The sequence below is a fragment of the Sphingopyxis sp. genome, assembly GCF_036675685.1.
GTDB lineage: Bacteria > Pseudomonadota > Alphaproteobacteria > Sphingomonadales > Sphingomonadaceae > Sphingopyxis.
The window spans coordinates 87,119-103,582 of record NZ_JAKFEM010000026.1 but is presented as its reverse complement, the minus strand read 5'-3'; the positions used below and the strand labels follow the sequence as shown (position 1 = coordinate 103,582).

At 63.3% G+C, this 16,464-nt stretch carries 15 protein-coding genes and 1 pseudogene; 10 read left to right on the top strand and 6 right to left on the bottom strand.

The window, feature by feature from the left end; all coding sequences use genetic code 11:
- From V6M50_RS12315 to V6M50_RS12305, 3 genes and pseudogenes are all read left to right on the top strand, one after another.
- Positions 1-393, top strand: a pseudogene (locus V6M50_RS12315) (DNA primase); the annotation flags it as partial.
- Between the two features lie 31 nt (positions 394-424).
- Positions 425-2,449: an RNA polymerase sigma factor RpoD gene (rpoD, locus tag V6M50_RS12310; protein ID WP_332818858.1), complete on the top strand. Its 2,025-nt coding sequence runs from the start codon at positions 425-427 to the stop codon at positions 2,447-2,449.
- Positions 2,450-2,946: 497 nt separating this feature from the next.
- A complete protein-coding gene (locus tag V6M50_RS12305; RefSeq protein WP_332818857.1) occupies positions 2,947-3,588 on the top strand; it encodes a hypothetical protein in 642 nt (213 codons plus the stop codon).
- Between the two features lie 77 nt (positions 3,589-3,665).
- On the opposite strand, the gene V6M50_RS12300 is transcribed toward V6M50_RS12305, so the two are convergent.
- Together V6M50_RS12300 and V6M50_RS12295 are read right to left on the bottom strand one after the other, a co-directional pair.
- A complete protein-coding gene (locus V6M50_RS12300) occupies positions 3,666-4,985 on the bottom strand; it encodes a DNA-packaging protein (RefSeq protein ID WP_332818856.1) in 1,320 nt (439 codons plus the stop codon).
- A gap of 51 nt (positions 4,986-5,036) precedes the next feature.
- A complete protein-coding gene (locus tag V6M50_RS12295) occupies positions 5,037-5,558 on the bottom strand; it encodes a hypothetical protein (RefSeq protein ID WP_332818855.1) in 522 nt (173 codons plus the stop codon).
- Between the two features lie 329 nt (positions 5,559-5,887).
- Between V6M50_RS12295 and V6M50_RS12290 the strand changes: the two genes are divergently transcribed.
- The 4 genes from V6M50_RS12290 (at position 5,888) to V6M50_RS12275 (ending at position 8,741) form a co-directional block, all read left to right on the top strand.
- Positions 5,888-6,364, top strand: coding sequence for a PspC domain-containing protein (locus V6M50_RS12290; RefSeq protein ID WP_332818854.1), 477 nt, complete (start codon positions 5,888-5,890; stop codon positions 6,362-6,364).
- Positions 6,365-6,630: 266 nt separating this feature from the next.
- Complete coding sequence (locus V6M50_RS12285) at positions 6,631-7,302, top strand: DUF6975 family protein (protein WP_332818853.1); 672 nt, start codon at positions 6,631-6,633, stop codon at positions 7,300-7,302.
- A 166-nt stretch (positions 7,303-7,468) separates the two neighbouring features.
- Positions 7,469-8,314, top strand: a complete 846-nt coding sequence (locus V6M50_RS12280; protein ID WP_332818852.1) for an AAA family ATPase — start codon at positions 7,469-7,471, stop codon at positions 8,312-8,314.
- 7 nt (positions 8,315-8,321) lie between these two features.
- Positions 8,322-8,741, top strand: coding sequence for a GFA family protein (locus V6M50_RS12275; RefSeq protein WP_332818851.1), 420 nt, complete (start codon positions 8,322-8,324; stop codon positions 8,739-8,741).
- Here the strand turns inward: V6M50_RS12275 and V6M50_RS12270 are convergent.
- Positions 8,738-10,135: a methyl-accepting chemotaxis protein gene (locus V6M50_RS12270; RefSeq protein ID WP_332818850.1), complete on the bottom strand. Its 1,398-nt coding sequence runs from the start codon at positions 10,133-10,135 to the stop codon at positions 8,738-8,740. The genes V6M50_RS12275 and V6M50_RS12270 overlap by 4 nt on opposite strands.
- A 383-nt stretch (positions 10,136-10,518) precedes the next feature.
- Between V6M50_RS12270 and V6M50_RS12265 the strand changes: the two genes are divergently transcribed.
- The 3 genes from V6M50_RS12265 to V6M50_RS12255 all read left to right on the top strand — a co-directional run bounded on the left by V6M50_RS12265 (position 10,519) and on the right by V6M50_RS12255 (position 13,432).
- Positions 10,519-11,697 carry a vWA domain-containing protein gene (locus tag V6M50_RS12265; RefSeq protein ID WP_332818849.1) on the top strand — a complete coding sequence of 393 codons (1,179 nt, stop codon included), beginning with the start codon at positions 10,519-10,521 and terminating at the stop codon, positions 11,695-11,697.
- 75 nt (positions 11,698-11,772) lie between these two features.
- Positions 11,773-12,579 (top strand): lipid II flippase Amj family protein, encoded by an 807-nt coding sequence (locus V6M50_RS12260; protein ID WP_332818848.1) that lies wholly within the window; start codon positions 11,773-11,775, stop codon positions 12,577-12,579.
- Positions 12,572-13,432, top strand: coding sequence for a DUF817 domain-containing protein (locus tag V6M50_RS12255; protein WP_332818847.1), 861 nt, complete (start codon positions 12,572-12,574; stop codon positions 13,430-13,432). The genes V6M50_RS12260 and V6M50_RS12255 overlap by 8 nt, the downstream gene beginning before the upstream one ends.
- Here the strand turns inward: V6M50_RS12255 and V6M50_RS12250 are convergent.
- From V6M50_RS12250 to V6M50_RS12240, 3 genes are read right to left on the bottom strand one after another with little or no spacing between them, the layout of a single operon-like run.
- Entirely contained in the window at positions 13,429-14,673 is a 1,245-nt protein-coding gene (locus V6M50_RS12250) for a M24 family metallopeptidase (RefSeq protein WP_332818846.1), read from the bottom strand. The two genes, V6M50_RS12255 and V6M50_RS12250, sit on opposite strands and share 4 nt — an antisense overlap.
- Before the next feature lie 17 nt (positions 14,674-14,690).
- On the bottom strand, positions 14,691-15,896 hold the full coding sequence (locus V6M50_RS12245) for an exo-beta-N-acetylmuramidase NamZ family protein (protein WP_332818845.1): 1,206 nt from the start codon (positions 15,894-15,896) through the stop codon (positions 14,691-14,693).
- Entirely contained in the window at positions 15,893-16,441 is a 549-nt protein-coding gene (locus tag V6M50_RS12240; protein ID WP_332818844.1) for a DOMON-like domain-containing protein, read from the bottom strand. Before V6M50_RS12240 ends, V6M50_RS12245 begins: the two co-directional genes overlap by 4 nt.
- Positions 16,442-16,464: the final 23 nt, after the last annotated feature.

Genomic DNA, 16,464 nt, shown 5'->3' with positions numbered 1-16,464 from the left:
AGCGACGCCGAACTGCTCGGCGTAATGCTTGACAGCGCAATGCGTCAGGAAGGGCTTGATTGCGAGGGGTTGCTTGCCATATTGGAGCCAATGAAAGTGTATAATAGGGCGATGACATTGCTCAGAGCCGACGGAATGCACTTCTCGTTCAATCGCAGGCTGGAAAGCAAGGAAGAGGCCGCAGCGGCGCGGGAAACGGCGCTTCGCGACCTTGACGAATATATCGGCGTGCTTGTGACGCAGCCCGAAATCCGCGCCCGGCTGGCCGAAGCCACCGCGGATTACATGCGTACGATGGACGACGAAGGTATGGCGCGTCAGCAAAAGCTGCGCGCGATGGACGAGGATTTGACCCGCCGCCTGGCTGCGCTGTCCGACAGCAGCCAAGGCTGACCCACTTATTGCCCCTAAGGCAGGAACAAATATGGCCACCAAGAACACCGCCGAAACCGAAACCGACACCGACGGCCCACTGATCGACCTCAACGAGGCCGACGTCAAAAAGCTGCTCGCGCGCGGCAAGAAGCGCGGTTACCTGACCTATGACGAGTTGAACGCGGCGCTGCCGCAGGACGAGATGTCGTCCGAGCAGATCGAGGACATCATGTCGGCTATCTCCGACATGGGCATCAACATCGTCGAAAGCGACGAGGATGTGCAGGAAGAGGCCGACGCCGAACCCGACGACGAAGTCGACGTCAGCGCTGGCACCGGTTCGGTTTCGAACCCCGCGATCGAAAAGAAGAAGGAAACGGTCGATCGCACCGACGATCCTGTTCGCATGTACCTGCGCGAAATGGGCGCGGTCGAGCTGCTCAGCCGCGAAGGCGAAATCGCGATCGCGAAGCGCATCGAGGCCGGCCGCGACACGATGATCCTCGGGCTTTGCGAAAGCCCGCTGACCTTTAACGCGATCATCGACTGGTCGAACGCCCTCAATAATGGCGAGATGCAGCTGCGCGAGATCGTCGACCTCGAAGCGATGTTGTCAAAGGACCCCGCGCCCGAAAATCTCGATGAAGAGGGCGCAGAAGACAATGGCGAGATCAGCGAAAAGACCGCCGGCGTCTCGTTCAAGGACGAGGATGAGGTCGAGGAAGAGCCCGCCGCCGATTCGGATGACGAGGATGGCGAAGGCTCGTCGGGCAAGCGCGAAACCTTTGAAGAGGATGAGGAAGACAACACCCTCAGCCTCGCGGCGATGGAAGAGCTGCTGAAGCCCGACGCGCTCGAAAAGTTCGCGAACATCACCAAGAGCTTCAAGGCCTTTTCGAAGCTGCAGGAAGCACGGCTCGAGGCTTTGTCGACCGCGGGCGAATTCCCTTCGGCGTCGGAAAAGAAGTACCACAAGTTGCGCGAGGAACTCACCGCGCAGGTCGAGAGCGTGCAATTCCACAACACCAAGATCGAATATCTCGTCGACCAGCTCTACAGCTATAACCGCCGCCTGACCGCGCTTGGCGGCCAGATGCTGCGCCTGGCCGAACGCCACAAAGTGCCGCGCAAGGCGTTTCTCGACAATTATGTCGGGCGCGAGCTTGAAGAAAACTGGATCGAGAGCGTCAGCGGGCTCGACAAGAAATGGGCGGCTTTCGCCGAGAATGAAGCCGGCGCGGTCGACCGCATCCGCATCGAGATTTCGGAAATCGCGCAAGCCGCGGGCATGAGCCTGACCGAATTCCGCCGCGTCGTGAACATGGTCCAGAAGGGCGAGCGCGAGGCGCGCATCGCCAAGAAGGAAATGGTCGAGGCGAACCTGCGTCTCGTGATCTCGATCGCCAAGAAATACACGAACCGCGGCCTGCAGTTCCTCGACCTGATCCAGGAAGGCAATATCGGCCTGATGAAGGCGGTCGACAAGTTCGAGTATCGCCGCGGCTACAAGTTCAGCACCTATGCGACCTGGTGGATCCGTCAGGCGATCACCCGCTCGATCGCCGATCAGGCGCGCACCATCCGTATCCCGGTGCATATGATCGAGACGATCAACAAGCTGGTGCGTTGCAGCCGCCAGTTCCTCCACGAAAGCGGCCGCGAGCCGACTCCAGAGGAAATGGCCGAGCGTCTGTCGATGCCGCTCGAAAAGGTCCGCAAGGTGATGAAGATCGCCAAGGAGCCGATCTCCCTCGAAACGCCGATCGGCGACGAGGAAGACAGCCACCTCGGCGATTTCATCGAGGACAAGAATGCCGTCATCCCGGTCGACGCCGCGGTGCAATCGAACCTCAAGGAAACGGTTACGCGAGTCCTGGCGTCGCTTACGCCGCGTGAGGAGCGTGTTCTGCGCATGCGCTTCGGCATCGGGATGAACACCGACCACACCCTCGAAGAGGTGGGCCAGCAGTTCAGCGTGACCCGCGAACGTATCCGCCAGATCGAGGCGAAGGCGCTGCGCAAGCTGAAGCACCCGTCGCGCAGCCGCAAGATGCGCAGCTTCCTCGACCAGTAACGAAAGGCCCCGCTCCGGCGGGGCTTTTTTTGGGCGATTATATGGCTTGTAGGCCCAAGGCCAGGCTGGGGGATCGTGGCCGAAAGGCGACGTTTCTTTTATCGTCACCCCGGACTTGATCGGCGCTTATACCTTGGAGCCAAGTATCTGACTGTTCCCCGGCGAAGGCCGGGGTCCAGAGCGCGATAACGCTACGTTTGCTTCCAACGCTCTGGACCCCGGCCTTCGCCGGGGAACATCTACTTGCTTAAAAGGTATAAACGCCGACTTGATCCGGGGTCCAAGCAACCGCGGTGGTCGTGGACCCCGGATCAAGTCCGGGTGACGATGATTGGGCCCCAATAATAGGGACAGTCCCTATTTAATCGGAATGACCGCTAACGACCGATTGCGGACATTCAGTGCTCTCGGAACGAAACGAAGTGAAACTGGATATCAGTCACTAGTTCTGTCATGCGATTTGGCTCAAATTTCTCGGAACGACGGGGCTAATTTTTGTGATCAAGGCCGCTCTCTTTGTTATCGCCATTGTGACGTTGTCTGCTGCAGCTGGTGCCACTGCCAAGGATTCCGTTGATGATGCGCCACTAGCTCATGCTCCCGATGGCTCCAGCGAAGCGGCGAAGATTGCTGCGGCATCCGCAACCGCAATTGATGCGGATTACCAGCGCGTTGCCGAATGTGGGATCGCCAAGAATCGTGTGGCGGTAAAAGCTTGGGTCGATGATTGGCACAATGTTGGCAGCGGCGAGGCCGAGAAATTCCAGAAGGACACAGGTTCCACTGCCAGCCTAAAAGCAGCATTGGCAGGATGTATCGAACCAAGCCTTCGCTTCCTGCCCTATGACCCGGATCGGCTAGCGTCCGATTGGGGAACAATGCTGGGGTGGACTGTTCCGGCTCCGGATCCGACAACGACGGACAGGGTTCTAGGTGTTCAGCGCGTAGGGAGCTTTTCTGAGCTTGTTTCGTGCATTCGCGCGAAAAACTCGGCCTCCGATATCCAAGCCTTTATTGCTGCACCGTCGATAGACGTGAAAGTTCAAAGATATTCGACCTTAAGTGATAAATGCCCGCCTCGCGACGGCGTCAATCTGGATTTCAATTTTGGCGCCTTGGAACGAGCTTTGGTCGAATAGCAGACTGACAGCTTCCCACCCCAAAACCGACGCCCGTCTTGGAGCGTTCGCAAACGACATCGCGCTCTTGCCTGGCCTCAGAACGCCTTCACGCGCGGCGCGCCCGTCGCGCGCACCGGTAGCAGTTCACTGAGCGCCCACACCATCGCATCGGCCCGGTCGGGCGATCGCCCCGGCCCTTCATAGCCGCCGCCCGCCACCAGCCCGCATAATTCGGCCTCCAGTTCGGGAAATTCGCCGCACAATCCCACCTTGCCGGCCTCGAAGGCGGTGGCGATCGGCGTGGCCCGGTCGCTCTTGCTGATCATGGCATTCACCGCCTTCACCCGCAATTTGTGATCGACCGCGTGTAACACCGCCTCGACCATCGTCCCGCCCTGGTTGGTTTCGGCAACGATCATCTGCGCACCATGCGCCATTGCCGCCGCAGCCACCGCCCTGGCCCAACCTTCCGCCGAGCGGGCGGTCACACTGTGGTCGGCAAGCACATAGCCCATACCGTCGGCTCCCAGAGCGCACGCGACGATCCCGCAAGTCCCATCGCCCGAGGGCGGGTCGACCCCGATGACGACGCGGGCATAATCCCCGCGCGCCGGCTGCGGCGGCGCGATCCGGCACCGCTCGATCGTCTCGACCGTCCACAACGCCCCCGCCACATCGGGCAGCAATTCGCCGTCGATTTCCTGCCGCCCCAGCCGCGTACCCGAATAAAGCCCACTTACTCGCTGGACGAAGGCGGCGGGCAGATGCGGATTGTCGTGCGTGCGCCCGCGCGTCACCACGCACCCCTGTTCCGCCATGATCTCCGCCAGCGCCGCACCCGGACGCGGCGTCGTGGTGACAATCGCGCGCGGCCGCTCGCCCAGCCGCAGCCCCAATTGCAACATGTCCCATGCCGCGCGGGGCTGGCGCCATTTGGCCAGCTCGTCGCACCAGGCGGCGTGATGCTCGGGTCCGCGCAGCGCCTCGGGCGACGCGCCCGAATAGAGATAGGCCTCGGCGCCGTTGGTGAACGCCAGCACGCGCCTGGCGGGATAAAAGCGATGGACGATATCGCCCGCGACCGCCATCAGCCCGCTTTGCCCGTCGATCATCACCGCGCGCGCTTCCTCGATCGTCGCGGCCACCAGCGCGATCCGCGCGCCGGGCGTCGCGTCCGCCACCGCGGCGACCCACTCGGCCCCGGCACGCGTCTTGCCATAGCCGCGCCCGGCCATGATCACCCAGCTGCGCCAGTCGCCCGGCGGACACATCTGTCCGTCATGGGCCCAGCTCGGCCAGTCGCCATCGACCGCCTCGCTCTCGTTCACATCGAGCGCCGCCAGCAGCAGCGGGCGTTTTTCAGGGGACAAACGACGATAAAGGTCAAGGAAACCGCTGCGGGTCGATTCGGTCATGCGGTCCATTTCTTTTCCGAGGGTTCGTATTTGGGACAGGTCCTGATAAGATTACGACCCCGCCCCCACCCGCTCGATCGCCGCGATCTTGCGTTCGATGCTCGCGCGTACCTCTTCAAATCGGCGGCGGCGCGGGGGTTGGCCGGGGCCACGACGACCATCACCCGCCACCGCATTGCGATGCGCGCGCAGCACATTCATCGCCTGTTCGACCGTCATCGTCGGGATCGGCCGGTCAGCGTCGAAATCCTTTCCGGCCATCGTGCGGCAAGCCGCGTGGACCAGCTCCATTTCCAACCGGGCATAGCCTTGCTCCAGCGCCACCTGCCAACGCGCCGCAAAGTCAGGCCGTATCCGCCGCTGGCGATAAACGGTGAACGTCGTGAAACCCGTCGCCCGCGCCGCCATGCGGACATTGGCGCAGCTCGCGAGGATGTCGAAGAATTTCTCCTCCGCCGCTTCGGACCATTGCTTGCCGCCGGTCTTGATACGCTGGGCGCGGCCCGTCGGGCCGCAACGCACAATCTCGCCTTCCGGCCCCTTCGCGCGGCCGACCCCCTCTGCTTCGCTCATTCCGGACATTCCTCGGCATAGGGCGAACATATGTCGCCAATGATCCCCTTATGTTCCATATAAGGTGAAATGTCAAGATAAACTTACCTATCTGGTTAGATTTGCCCTGAAAACCAATCCGTCGCATCACTCCCCGCGAGCACGAAAGGAATAGGGTTACCACCCGAGCTGCCGACGGTATGAGCCAGGATGCCGCAAGCCCGCCGGCGCCGCAGCGATCGGCACGCTGCACCGCACAACTTTTGCTCGACTTCTTTAAACCTTCACATCTTCGCCCCAGATAGCGCTTCGTCATCGGAAACGGCCGCGCTTCATGGTCGGCTCAGGTGGTGACCATCAAATGGCAATCATTCCCACTCGATGGGAAACGATTCAGAATCCAGGGCAGGCGACCGACCTCGGCTGACACCAAAAATCCCGGAAAACAAGGGCTGCAAGAAATTGGCACGAGCCTTGCGATGCACCCGGCATCGGCGCGGGGCAGTGCCCGCCGCCAAAAGGAAAGACTAAAAATGGACAGCGAAACCACCAACCTCTTCCAGCGCCGCGACACCTTCTTCGGTATTTGCGAAGCCGTGGGCCAGGATTTTGGCTTCAACCCGCTGTGGTTGCGCCTTGCCTTCGTCGCACCGCTCTTCTTCTTCCCGGTCCAGACCTTCATCGGCTATTTCGCGCTCGGCCTCGTCGTGCTCGCGTCGCGGCTGATCTTCCCGGCCAAAGCGACCGCTGAACAGCCGGTACTGAGCGCGGTCGAAACCGCCGACCGTCCGGCCGGAAAAACCGAGGGCTTCGCGCTCGCAGCGTAAACAGAACCAGCCGGACGCTCCCTCTCCCCAGGTCCGGCCACCCCGCTTATGGCGCCAGCGAGCGCCATAGATTGGGACCGGCAAGCTCTCCCCGGTGCTTGCCGGTCCCTTTACGTCTGTCCTTTGGCGCTGTCCCTGACTGAAACAGGTGCGCCGCAAATCCGGCGCCGCTTATAAACGCGACGTTTACGACGTTGCCCTATCACTGATCGCTGCAATTCCATCGGCTTGGGCTTCGCGGCCCGCGCCACAGCGAGGATCAAGCGTTGAGCCAGTCGACCCAGCCCAAGGTGCAGACGCGTGGCGTCGCTGAAATGCTCGATTCGCTGGTTGCCAGCGAAGGGACCGGTGCGCATCCGCACGTCCGCTCGGGCGCCTTGTCCAGCGGGCCTGAAGCGATGCGCAACCTCGCCGACGCCGTCCATTTTCTCTGCCTGCTCCATGGCCGTTATCCCGGCGTCATCGACAATGCCGCGCGCAAGGCGGTCGACCCCGCATCGCGCCAGTGGATGGACGAGGCGGCGAACGCCTTTGTCCAGGAGCGCGCCTTCCTGTCCAAAATCGCCTCCGCAGTCGGCCCCGTGCCGAGCACCCAGGGCCAGGCGCAATGCGAAGCCGCGGTCGCCGCCCAGCGCAAGGCAATCGACATGCTCGCCGAATCGGACCGCCACGGCTGCGCCGTCGGCGCGGCGATCGCGCTGTCGCTCGACTGGCGGACGATCCGCGTCCTCCTCGACATCAGCGCCCAGCGGCTCGACCTGACCCCGCCGACCTGCACCCTCCCCGACCTGCGCGAAACCGCGCGGCTTGCCGCGACCGTCGCCGACAGCCCCGCCGTCGAGCGCGCGATGGTGTTCGGCGCGCAGCAACTCATCACCCAGCACAGCGGGCTGTGGGATCTGATGGCAGCCCGCGCCACCAGCCGCCTGCACCCGTAACAACACGTCGCCCCTGCGAAGGCAGGGGCCGCTGACAACCTTATGCTACGCCGATGGCGGCCCCTGCCTTCGCAGGGGCGACGTGTTAGCAGGCACGCTTGCACCCTCCCCCTCGCCTCGCTATGCCGATCCCAATTGACGTTCACGTTAAGGGAAAGACGAGCCCATGCGTTTCGAGGGAACCAGCGCCTATATCGCGACCGACGACCTGAAGGTCGCGGTCAACGCCGCGACGTTGCTGCGCCGCCCGCTGCTCGTGAAGGGCGAGCCCGGCACCGGCAAGACCGTGCTGGCCGAGGAAATCGCGAAAGCGTTCGACGCGCCGCTGATCACCTGGAACATCAAGTCGACCACCAAGGCGCAGCAGGGCCTGTACGAATATGACGCGGTCGCGCGCCTGCGCGATGGCCAGCTCGGCGAAGAGCGCGTCCACGACATCCGCAACTATATCCGCAAGGGCAAATTGTGGGAGGCGTTCACCTCGCCCAAGCTGCCCGTGCTGTTGATCGACGAGATCGACAAGGCCGACATCGAGTTCCCGAACGATTTGCTCCAGGAACTCGATCGCATGGCGTTCCATGTCTATGAGACCGACGAGACGGTGACCGCGAAGGAACGCCCGATCGTCGTCATCACCTCGAACAATGAAAAGGAACTTCCCGACGCGTTCCTGCGCCGCTGTTTCTTCCACTATATCAAATTCCCCGACCGCAACACGATGGCAGAGATCGTCGATGTCCATTTCCCGGGCATCCAGAAGACGCTGGTCAGCCGCGCAATGGACATCTTCTACGAAGTCCGCGACGTTCCGGGGCTCAAGAAAAAGCCATCGACGAGCGAGCTGATCGACTGGCTCAAGCTGCTGCTCAATGAGGACATGCCGCTCGAGGTCTTGCAGAATCGCGACGTCGGCAAGGCGATCCCACCGCTCCACGGCGCGCTGCTCAAGAATGAGCAGGATGTGATGCTGTTCGAAAAGCTCGCCTTCATGGCGCGGCGCCAGGGCAGCTAAACCCGCCATGTCCTACGCCGGAAGCTGTGCCTGCAGCGCGGTCGAAATCCGTATCGAGGGCGAGCCGGTGGCGGTGCGCCAGTGCTGGTGCCGCCAGTGCCAGAAGCTCGCCGCGGGCGGTCCGACGCACAATGGAATCTTCTTTACCGCCGACATCGCGCTGACCGGCGTGGTCGCATCGAACAGCCGTGTCGCGGCGAGCGGGAACGAGTTGACATGGTCCTTCTGCCCCGCTTGCGGGACGCAGCTTTACGGCGCCTCATCGGCGCGACCCGAAATGCGCGCGGTTCGGCTTGGCCTGCTCGACGAGCATGGCCTGGAGCCCACGGTCGCGATCTGGGTTGACGAAGCGCCGGCCGGAACCGTCCTCAATCCCGCGCTGGCGCAATATCCGGCGCAGCCGCCCGCGCCGGGCGCCCCGCGCTAGAGCTGGTACGCGACCTCGACGTCGCCCCAACGGCGGCCGTTGATCACGACCGGCGTATAGACGTTGCGCACCGTCACATAGTTGGTGCCGTCGCCTTCCTGGCGATAGACCGCCATGAAGAAGGGCGCGTTGCTCTTCTTCGCCGCCCTGTCGGTCTCGTCGAACAGGATGCGCCCGTTGCGGCAATAGGCGGTGTCGTGTGCGACGTCGCCGGTCGGGGCGCGCGAACATTCGGTGATATGCGTCGGCAGGAAGCCGTTCATGTCGCCCGCCGACGACATTTTGACTTCGGGATGATTGGTGACGATGCGGTCGAACAGCGGCCGCCAGTGGATGTCGGCCCAGTCGCAGAGCGTGGTGCGGAAGCGTTCGGGATTCGATCCCGGAACGCGGACATAATCGGTGTCGAACAGCTGCTCCATCGTAAGCTCGCCGTTCGCGACCGCGCGCTCGGCAAGGTCCACGAACTCATCGCGCACTTTTGCGGCAAGGTCGACCACCACCGAATCGCTCGGGGATACACCGGCGGAGATCACCGCGTTGAACATACGGTTCGACACATGTTCCATCGACAGGATCGAATCGCGCGTGCCGTCCAGCGTCGAACTGTTGTCGCGCACCGAGGTGACGACACTGTCGAGCGCCTCGCGCACCTTGGCGCCATTGGCATGGACCATGGCCGAGCTTTGCGCGATCCGGTCGCTCTGGTCGTCGAGCAGCGCGACGAGTTGCGTCGCATCCTGCAGCGCGTCGGTAATCGTTTCGAATTGCATTTCGGCGCGGCTCGACTGTTCGACCCCCGACTGGATTTCGGTGACGAGCCCGCTCGCCTCGGTCGCGAGGCTGCCGATGCTGCGGCGAATCTCGTCGGTGGCGCTGCGCGTATTTTGCGCAAGCTTCTTCACCTCGGCGGCGACGACGGCGAAAGTGCGGCCGGCGTCGCCGGCGCGCTCGGCCTCGATCGCGGCGTTCAATGCGAGCATGTTGGTGGTCTTGGCGATCTGTTCGATCGACTGGCTGACCTGCTGGACCTGCTCCATTACCGCGGCGAAATTGGTGACGTGGGTGCCGAGCCGCGCGACGAGGTCGATGACCGAGCGGAATTCGCTGACCGCAGCGTTGACCCGCTCGGCGCCGGTGTCGAGCTGTTCGCACGCACGCGCCGACAGTAATTTCGCCTCATCGGTCGAATCGGCGATCTGGCGCTGGTCGGCCTCGAGGCTGACAACAAACTCCTCGAGCCGCCCGAGCTCGGTAATCTGGCGGTCCATCTGGTCGGTCGCGCGCTTGATACGCCCCGCGGCATCGCTGCAGCCGACGGCAAGTTCGCCGCAGTCGCTGGCCACCGACTGGTCGAGTATCTGAGCCGCCGGATTGATCGGATCGAATTTCATTGCGCCACCCACATCAGATTGATCGCGATGCTATGCCCGACAATGGTTAACGCGGCGTCAAAGGGTGGAGAGCTGCCGCTTCCTATTTTCGTCATCCCGGCGTAGGCCGGGACCTCGCCCTATCGGATTCACGCACTGGCGAGATCCCGGCCTACGCCGGGATGACGGTTTTGGTAAGGGCGGCTATCGATCCTTAGTGGACACTTCTCTTTCCCGTTCGCATCGAGCGAAGTCGGGACACCTTTCAACCATGTTCTACGCCGATGGGCATCTCGACTCGCTCGATGCGAACGGACAACGGGCGGCTGCAAACCACGCTGCCCCTGCTTTCCGTTTACGTAAACTAGTTGCGCCCACCCCCTCGACGCGATAGTCCAGCATCCATGTTTTTCGGCTTCCTCGACGAGCTGCGTGCCGCGGGCATCCCCGCCAGCCTGAAAGAGCATCTGATGCTCTTGGAAGCGCTCGACCGTGAGGTGATCGACCGCAGCCCCGAGCAATTCTATTACCTGTCCCGCGCGATTTACGTGAAGGACGAGGGCCTGCTCGACCGCTTCGACCAGGTGTTCAACAAGGTCTTCAAGGGCATCATTTCCGATTACGGCCAGAACCCGGTCGACGTGCCCGCCGACTGGCTGAAGGCGGTCGCCGAGAAATTCCTGACCCCCGAGGAAATGGCGGCGATCGAGTCGCTCGGCGACTGGGACAAGATCATGGAGACGCTGAAAGAGCGGCTCGAGGAACAGCAGAAGCGCCACGAGGGCGGCAGCAAGTGGATCGGCACCGGCGGCACAAGCCCGTTCGGCAATTCGGGCTATAATCCCGAGGGCGTGCGGATCGGCGGCGAGAGCAAGCACAAGCGCGCGCTCAAGGTCTGGGAAAAGCGCGAGTTCCAGAACCTCGACAACACCAAGGAGCTTGGCACCCGCAACATCAAGATCGCGCTCCGCCGCCTGCGCAAATTCGCGCGCGAGGGCGCCGCCGACGAGCTCGACATTCCCGGCACGATCGACGGCACTGCGCGGCAGGGCTGGCTCGACATCAGGATGCGCCCCGAGCGGCGCAATGCGGTCAAGCTGCTGCTGTTCCTCGACGTCGGCGGGTCGATGGACCCCTTCGTCAAGCTCTGCGAAGAATTGTTCAGCGCCGCGACGAGCGAATTCAAGAATCTCGAATTCTTCTACTTCCACAATTGCCCCTACGAAGGGGTGTGGAAGGACAACAAGCGCCGCTGGTCCGAACGCCATCAGATGTGGGACATTCTCCACAAATATGGTCATGATTACAAACTGATCTTCGTCGGCGACGCGTCGATGAGCGCCTATGAAATCACCCATCCCGGCGGCAGCGTCGAACATTTCAACGAGGAATCGGGCGCGGTGTGGATCCAGCGCATGACGCATGTCTACCCCGCCGCGGTTTGGCTCAACCCGGTGCCCGAGGCGCATTGGGGCTACACCCAGTCGGTGAAGCTGATCAAACAGCTGATGAACGATCGCATGTACCCGCTCAGCCTCGCGGGGCTCGACGATGCGATGCGCGAACTGACGCGCAAGCATTGACCAACCACATCCGTCGTCCCGGCCTGCGCCGGGATGACGATTCCTCTAACGACAATCTTGCGCTAAAGCCCCGCAATGATCGACCTCCCCCTCGTCACCATCCTATTGCTCACCGGCTTCATCAACCTGATCGGCGCGCTCGCCTATGCCGCGCGGATCGCCGGGGTGCGGACGCGGCGGATCGCGATGTCGTTCGCGCTGTTCAACATCCTCGTGCTCTTCTCGCGCACGTCGAACAGCTTCCTCGGTCCCTTCCTTGCGAAGCGGATCGAAACGCGGATCCACGACGGCAGCGGCGTGTCGCTGTTCATCGACATGCAGTTCGTGCTCGCCGCGGCGAGCGTCGCGACGCTGGTCGGCATCCTGCTCGTTCCCACGGGGCAGCGCATGTTCGCGGCAGCGATCGGCTGGTATCAAACCAACCGCTCGACGACCAAGCTGGCGGTGAAGGCGATGAGCCCGAGCGGGCTGCGCACCTTCCGTCGGTCGCTGCGTATCCCCAGCCTCGGGCACCTCAAGAGCTGGCGCATGCCGAAGGGGATCAGCTGGGGCGTGCTCATCGCCAACTGCCTTGCGCAGTCACTGCTCGCGGTCGGCGTCGTCGCCTCGCTCTACGCCGGTTTTCTTGCCCCTGAATTCCGGGTAACTGCTTCGCAATTGTCGGCGCTCATCAACGGCTTCGCGACGATCCTGCTCTTCGCCTTCATCGACCCGCAGCTGTCGGTGATGACCGACGATGCGGTCGAGGGCAAAGTCGGCGAAGGCGAGTTCCGCCGCGCGATCATGCTCATCTCGCTAAGCCGCCTCGCGGGCACAATCCTCGCGCAACTTTTGCTGATGCCCGCCGCGATGCTGATTGCCTACGTCGCCGTCCATGTCTGACACCGAGTTGGGCGCGGTGGGCGGCCACAGCCGCTTCCATGCCGTCCGCTCGCGGCTGGAGGCGATGGCGGTCACGCCGGGACCACGCGGCTGGTTCCTCGAATTCCTCGTTTTCGGTTTCAAACAGGGCTGGGCGTGCCTGTTCGGCGGACTCATGCTCGCGCTGCTTCTCGGCACGCATCTCTTCTGGCCCGACGATGCGCCGCTCCACCGTTATGACGCGATCACGATCGGTGCGGTGCTGATCCAGCTCGGGATGCTGGCTTTCCGGTTGGAGACGCCCAAGGAAGCGGTCGTAATCCTTATCTTCCATATCGTCGGCACGGTGATGGAGCTGTTCAAGACCGCCGCGGGATCGTGGCAATATCCCGAGGCAAGCCTGCTCCATATCGGCGCGGTGCCGCTCTTTTCGGGTTTCATGTATGCCGCGGTCGGGAGTTATATCGCGCGTGTCTGGCGCATCTTCGACTTCCGCTACTCGGGCTATCCGCCCGTCTGGACCAGTTATGCGCTCGCCGCCGCGATCTACGTCAATTTCTTCGCGCACCACTGGCTGCCCGACATCCGCTGGTTCCTGTTCGCGGCGACCGCGCTGCTGTTCTGGCGCTGTCAGGTGTGGTTCCGCCCGCTACACGTCCATCGCCGGATGCCGCTCCTCGTCGGCTGGGGCCTCGTCGCGCTGTTCATCTGGCTGGCCGAAAATATCGGCACCTTCGCCCGCGCCTGGACCTACCCAAGCCAGGATGGCGGCTGGCATATGGTCGGTGTCGAGAAGCTTGGCAGCTGGTATTTGCTGATGATCATCTCGTTCGTACTCGTCAGCCTTGTCCAGCGGCCCAAGACGCCGGACTAGTCGAACGGCTTGTCGATCGACGGCGGCGGTTCGCTGAACCATTTCGGCCCCGCTTCGGTCATATAGAAGCAGTCCTCGAGCCTTATGCCGAATTCGCCGGGGATATAGATGCCGGGTTCGTTCGAGAAGCACATGCCCGCGCCAAGCGGCGTCGTTTCGCCGCGCACCAGATTGACCGGCTCGTGGCCATCAAGGCCGATGCCGTGGCCGGTGCGGTGCGAGGTGCCGGGAAGCTTGTAGCCAGGACCCCAGCCGAGGCTTTCATAATAGGCGCGCACCGCATCGTCGACCTTGCCCGCAGGCGTGCCGAGCTTCGCCGCGGCAAAGGCGACATCCTGCCCCTTGCGCATCTGGTCCCACACCTGCCGCTGGCGCGCGCTCGCCTTGCCGAAAACGAAGCTGCGCGAAATATCGGATTGATAGCCATGGACGGTCGTGCCGCAGTCCATCAGCACGACCTCGCCGCTCTTCACCGCCTGCGGCTTGCCCGACCCGTGCGGATAGGCGCTTGCCTCGCCGAGCAGGATCAGTTCGAACCCGCCCGTCCCGCCGAGCGTGGTGGTCGCGGCCGCCATGATCGCGCCGATGTCGGCCGGGGTCATCCCCGCCTCGACCCGCGGCGCGGTGTGGCGGTACGCGGCGATGGTGATGTCGGCGGCGATCTGCATCAGCGCGATTTCGGCCGACGACTTGTGCATGCGGCACCCGCGCACGATCGGGGCGCCGTTGACGACGCTTGCGCCCGGCGTCGCTTTTTTGAGGCCGTCGACCGCGAAGAAACGTACGGTTTCCTCAACCCCGATCTTGCCCTTCGCCAGCCCGCGCTTGCCGAGCCAGCCCGCGACTGCAGCGAGCGGGTTCTCATCCTCGTTCCACGTCAGCACTTCGGCGTCGACGCCGAGGCTCTCCCGCACCGATGGCTCTTCGAAGAAGGGCGTGACGATCGCAATCTCGCCCTCACGCGTCAGCACTGCCGCGGTCAGCCGCTCGCTCCGCGACCAGCGCACCCCGGTGAAATAGATGAGGCTCGACCCCGGCTCGATCAGCAGCGCGCCAATATCGTTCGCGCGCATCAACTCCTTTGCCTTGGCAATGCGCGCCATGCGCTCGGCCGCTCCGATCGGGACCGCCTTGGCGGCAAGGTTTGGCAGACCCGCCGTGTCGGCCGCCCATGCGGAAAGCGGCAGCGTCGCCACCAGCCCGCCGAGGGCCGCCGTGCCGAGGAATTTCCGTCGCTGCATCGTTCCGCCTTTCACCATCAATAGAGGAGCAAGTTCGCAATCTCATCGCGCCACGCCGCCTCGTCGGGCAGCGCCAGCGCGTCGAGATCGCCCGCCGCGGCGCCCGCATCGTCGACCCATTCGCGCAAGCCCGGGCCGCCGTTGATCACGTCGATTGCGAGCACATCGTCGGTATATTCATATTTGAAATCCTTGCCGCGCCAGATCGGATAGTCGGGATAGAGCGCGCGGATCGCCTTGAACCCCAGCGCCTGGACGCGCCACGGCTGGAACGCCGCATCGTCGTACCATGGCCCTTCAGCGTGGATATGGACGCCATTATTGAGCTGGCCGACATGTTTGTGGAAAGTCGGCTGGAACCAGATGTCGCGCAGCTTGCATCCGCCGAGCCATTCGGGCGCAAGCCGGCGCATTTCGGCAATCACCGTCTTGGCATCGATGTCGGGGGCGCCGAACAGTTCGAGCGGGCGTGTGGTGCCCCTGCCCTCGCTGAGCGTCGCGCCTTCGACCATCACCGTGCCGGCGTATGCGCGCGCCATATTGACGTTCGCGGCGTTGGGGCTGGGGTTGATCCATACGCGGTCGGTCGGCCAGCCGAAGCCGGGGCCTTGCGGATTCCATCCGTCCATCTCGATCACCCGGTAATCGACGTCGAGATTGAAGTGGCGGATGAACCAGCGCCCAATCTCGCCCATCGTCAGCCCGTGGCGCATGACCATCGGCCCCGCGCCGACGAAGCTCTCCCAGCCGGGCCGGAGCAGCGTGCCCTCGACCGGACGCCCCGCCGGGTTCGGCCGGTCGAGCACCCACACCGCCTTGCCATGCTGCGCCGCGGCTTCAAGCATGTAGAGCAAAGTCGTGACATAGGTGTAGATGCGGCAGCCAAGGTCTTGCAGGTCGATCAGGATCACGTCGAACGTGTGCATCGACTGGCCCGTCGGGCGGCGCACCTCGCCGTACAGGCTGAAAACCGGCATGCCGTAAGTCGGATCGGTGAAGTCGGGCGACTCCATCATATTATCCTGAAGGTCGCCGCGCACGCCATGCTGCGGTCCGAACACCGCGGTGACATTGACCCCCGCTGCGACGAGCGCGTCGAGGCTGTGGGTCAGGTCGGCGGTGACCGAGGCCGGGTGCGCGAGCAGCGCGACGCGCTGGCCCTCCAGCGGTTTACGAAGCGCCGGATCGGCGAGCAGGCGGTCGATACCGAAGTAAGCAGTCATGCCGCGTCGGGTGCCCCAAGCGTGAGCGCAAAGCAATCGGGATGATGGAAGTCGGGCTTGCCCGGCGGGTGCGCGAGAGCCCAATAGCTTTTGGTGCCGCCGGCCTCCTCGATCACCGCCGACAGCGCGAGTTTCGCGCCATTGTCGGGAAAAATCCCGGGCTCGACGCGCAGCGCATAGCTTTGCTCGCCCTTTTCTGCCGCCATTTCCCATGGCGCAAGATCGTCCGTGCGGAGCAGCGAGCGGTAATCGTCGAACTGGTAGCAGGCCCAGCGCCCGTCGGGGGAGTAATTGAACTCGGTATAATCGGGCTCGCCCTCTTCGGTCAGGAAAGCTTCGAAGCAGGTGCTTTGCCACAGGCCGTCGGTGGCGCTGTCGGCGATGACGAGTTCGCCTTCGCCGTCGGGCAGCACCAGCTCGGCAATCACCCCGTCGACGACGAAGCGCAGCGCAAACCCGTCTTCGAACGACAGGCTGACCTCCACCGCCACCGACCGAACGGCCTTGGCGGGGGTGCCGGGGTGACAGATCAACTCTTTGCGCATGCTATCCAAATATCAAACCCCAT

Bases quoted from the DNA above. Each gene is read 5' to 3' on its own strand.
- V6M50_RS12240 (WP_332818844.1), bottom strand. From the start codon at position 16,441: ATGCGCAAAGAGTTGATCTGTCACCCCGGCACCCCCGCCAAGGCCGTT.
- V6M50_RS12300 (WP_332818856.1), bottom strand. From the start codon at position 4,985: ATGACCGAATCGACCCGCAGCGGTTTCCTTGACCTTTATCGTCGTTTG.
- rpoD (WP_332818858.1), top strand. From the start codon at position 425: ATGGCCACCAAGAACACCGCCGAAACCGAAACCGACACCGACGGCCCA.
- V6M50_RS12265 (WP_332818849.1), top strand. From the start codon at position 10,519: ATGTTTTTCGGCTTCCTCGACGAGCTGCGTGCCGCGGGCATCCCCGCC.
- V6M50_RS12270 (WP_332818850.1), bottom strand. From the start codon at position 10,135: ATGAAATTCGATCCGATCAATCCGGCGGCTCAGATACTCGACCAGTCG.
- V6M50_RS12295 (WP_332818855.1), bottom strand. From the start codon at position 5,558: ATGAGCGAAGCAGAGGGGGTCGGCCGCGCGAAGGGGCCGGAAGGCGAG.
- V6M50_RS12245 (WP_332818845.1), bottom strand. From the start codon at position 15,896: ATGACTGCTTACTTCGGTATCGACCGCCTGCTCGCCGATCCGGCGCTT.
- V6M50_RS12280 (WP_332818852.1), top strand. From the start codon at position 7,469: ATGCGTTTCGAGGGAACCAGCGCCTATATCGCGACCGACGACCTGAAG.
- V6M50_RS12250 (WP_332818846.1), bottom strand. From the start codon at position 14,673: ATGCAGCGACGGAAATTCCTCGGCACGGCGGCCCTCGGCGGGCTGGTG.
- V6M50_RS12275 (WP_332818851.1), top strand. From the start codon at position 8,322: ATGTCCTACGCCGGAAGCTGTGCCTGCAGCGCGGTCGAAATCCGTATC.
- V6M50_RS12255 (WP_332818847.1), top strand. From the start codon at position 12,572: ATGTCTGACACCGAGTTGGGCGCGGTGGGCGGCCACAGCCGCTTCCAT.
- V6M50_RS12260 (WP_332818848.1), top strand. From the start codon at position 11,773: ATGATCGACCTCCCCCTCGTCACCATCCTATTGCTCACCGGCTTCATC.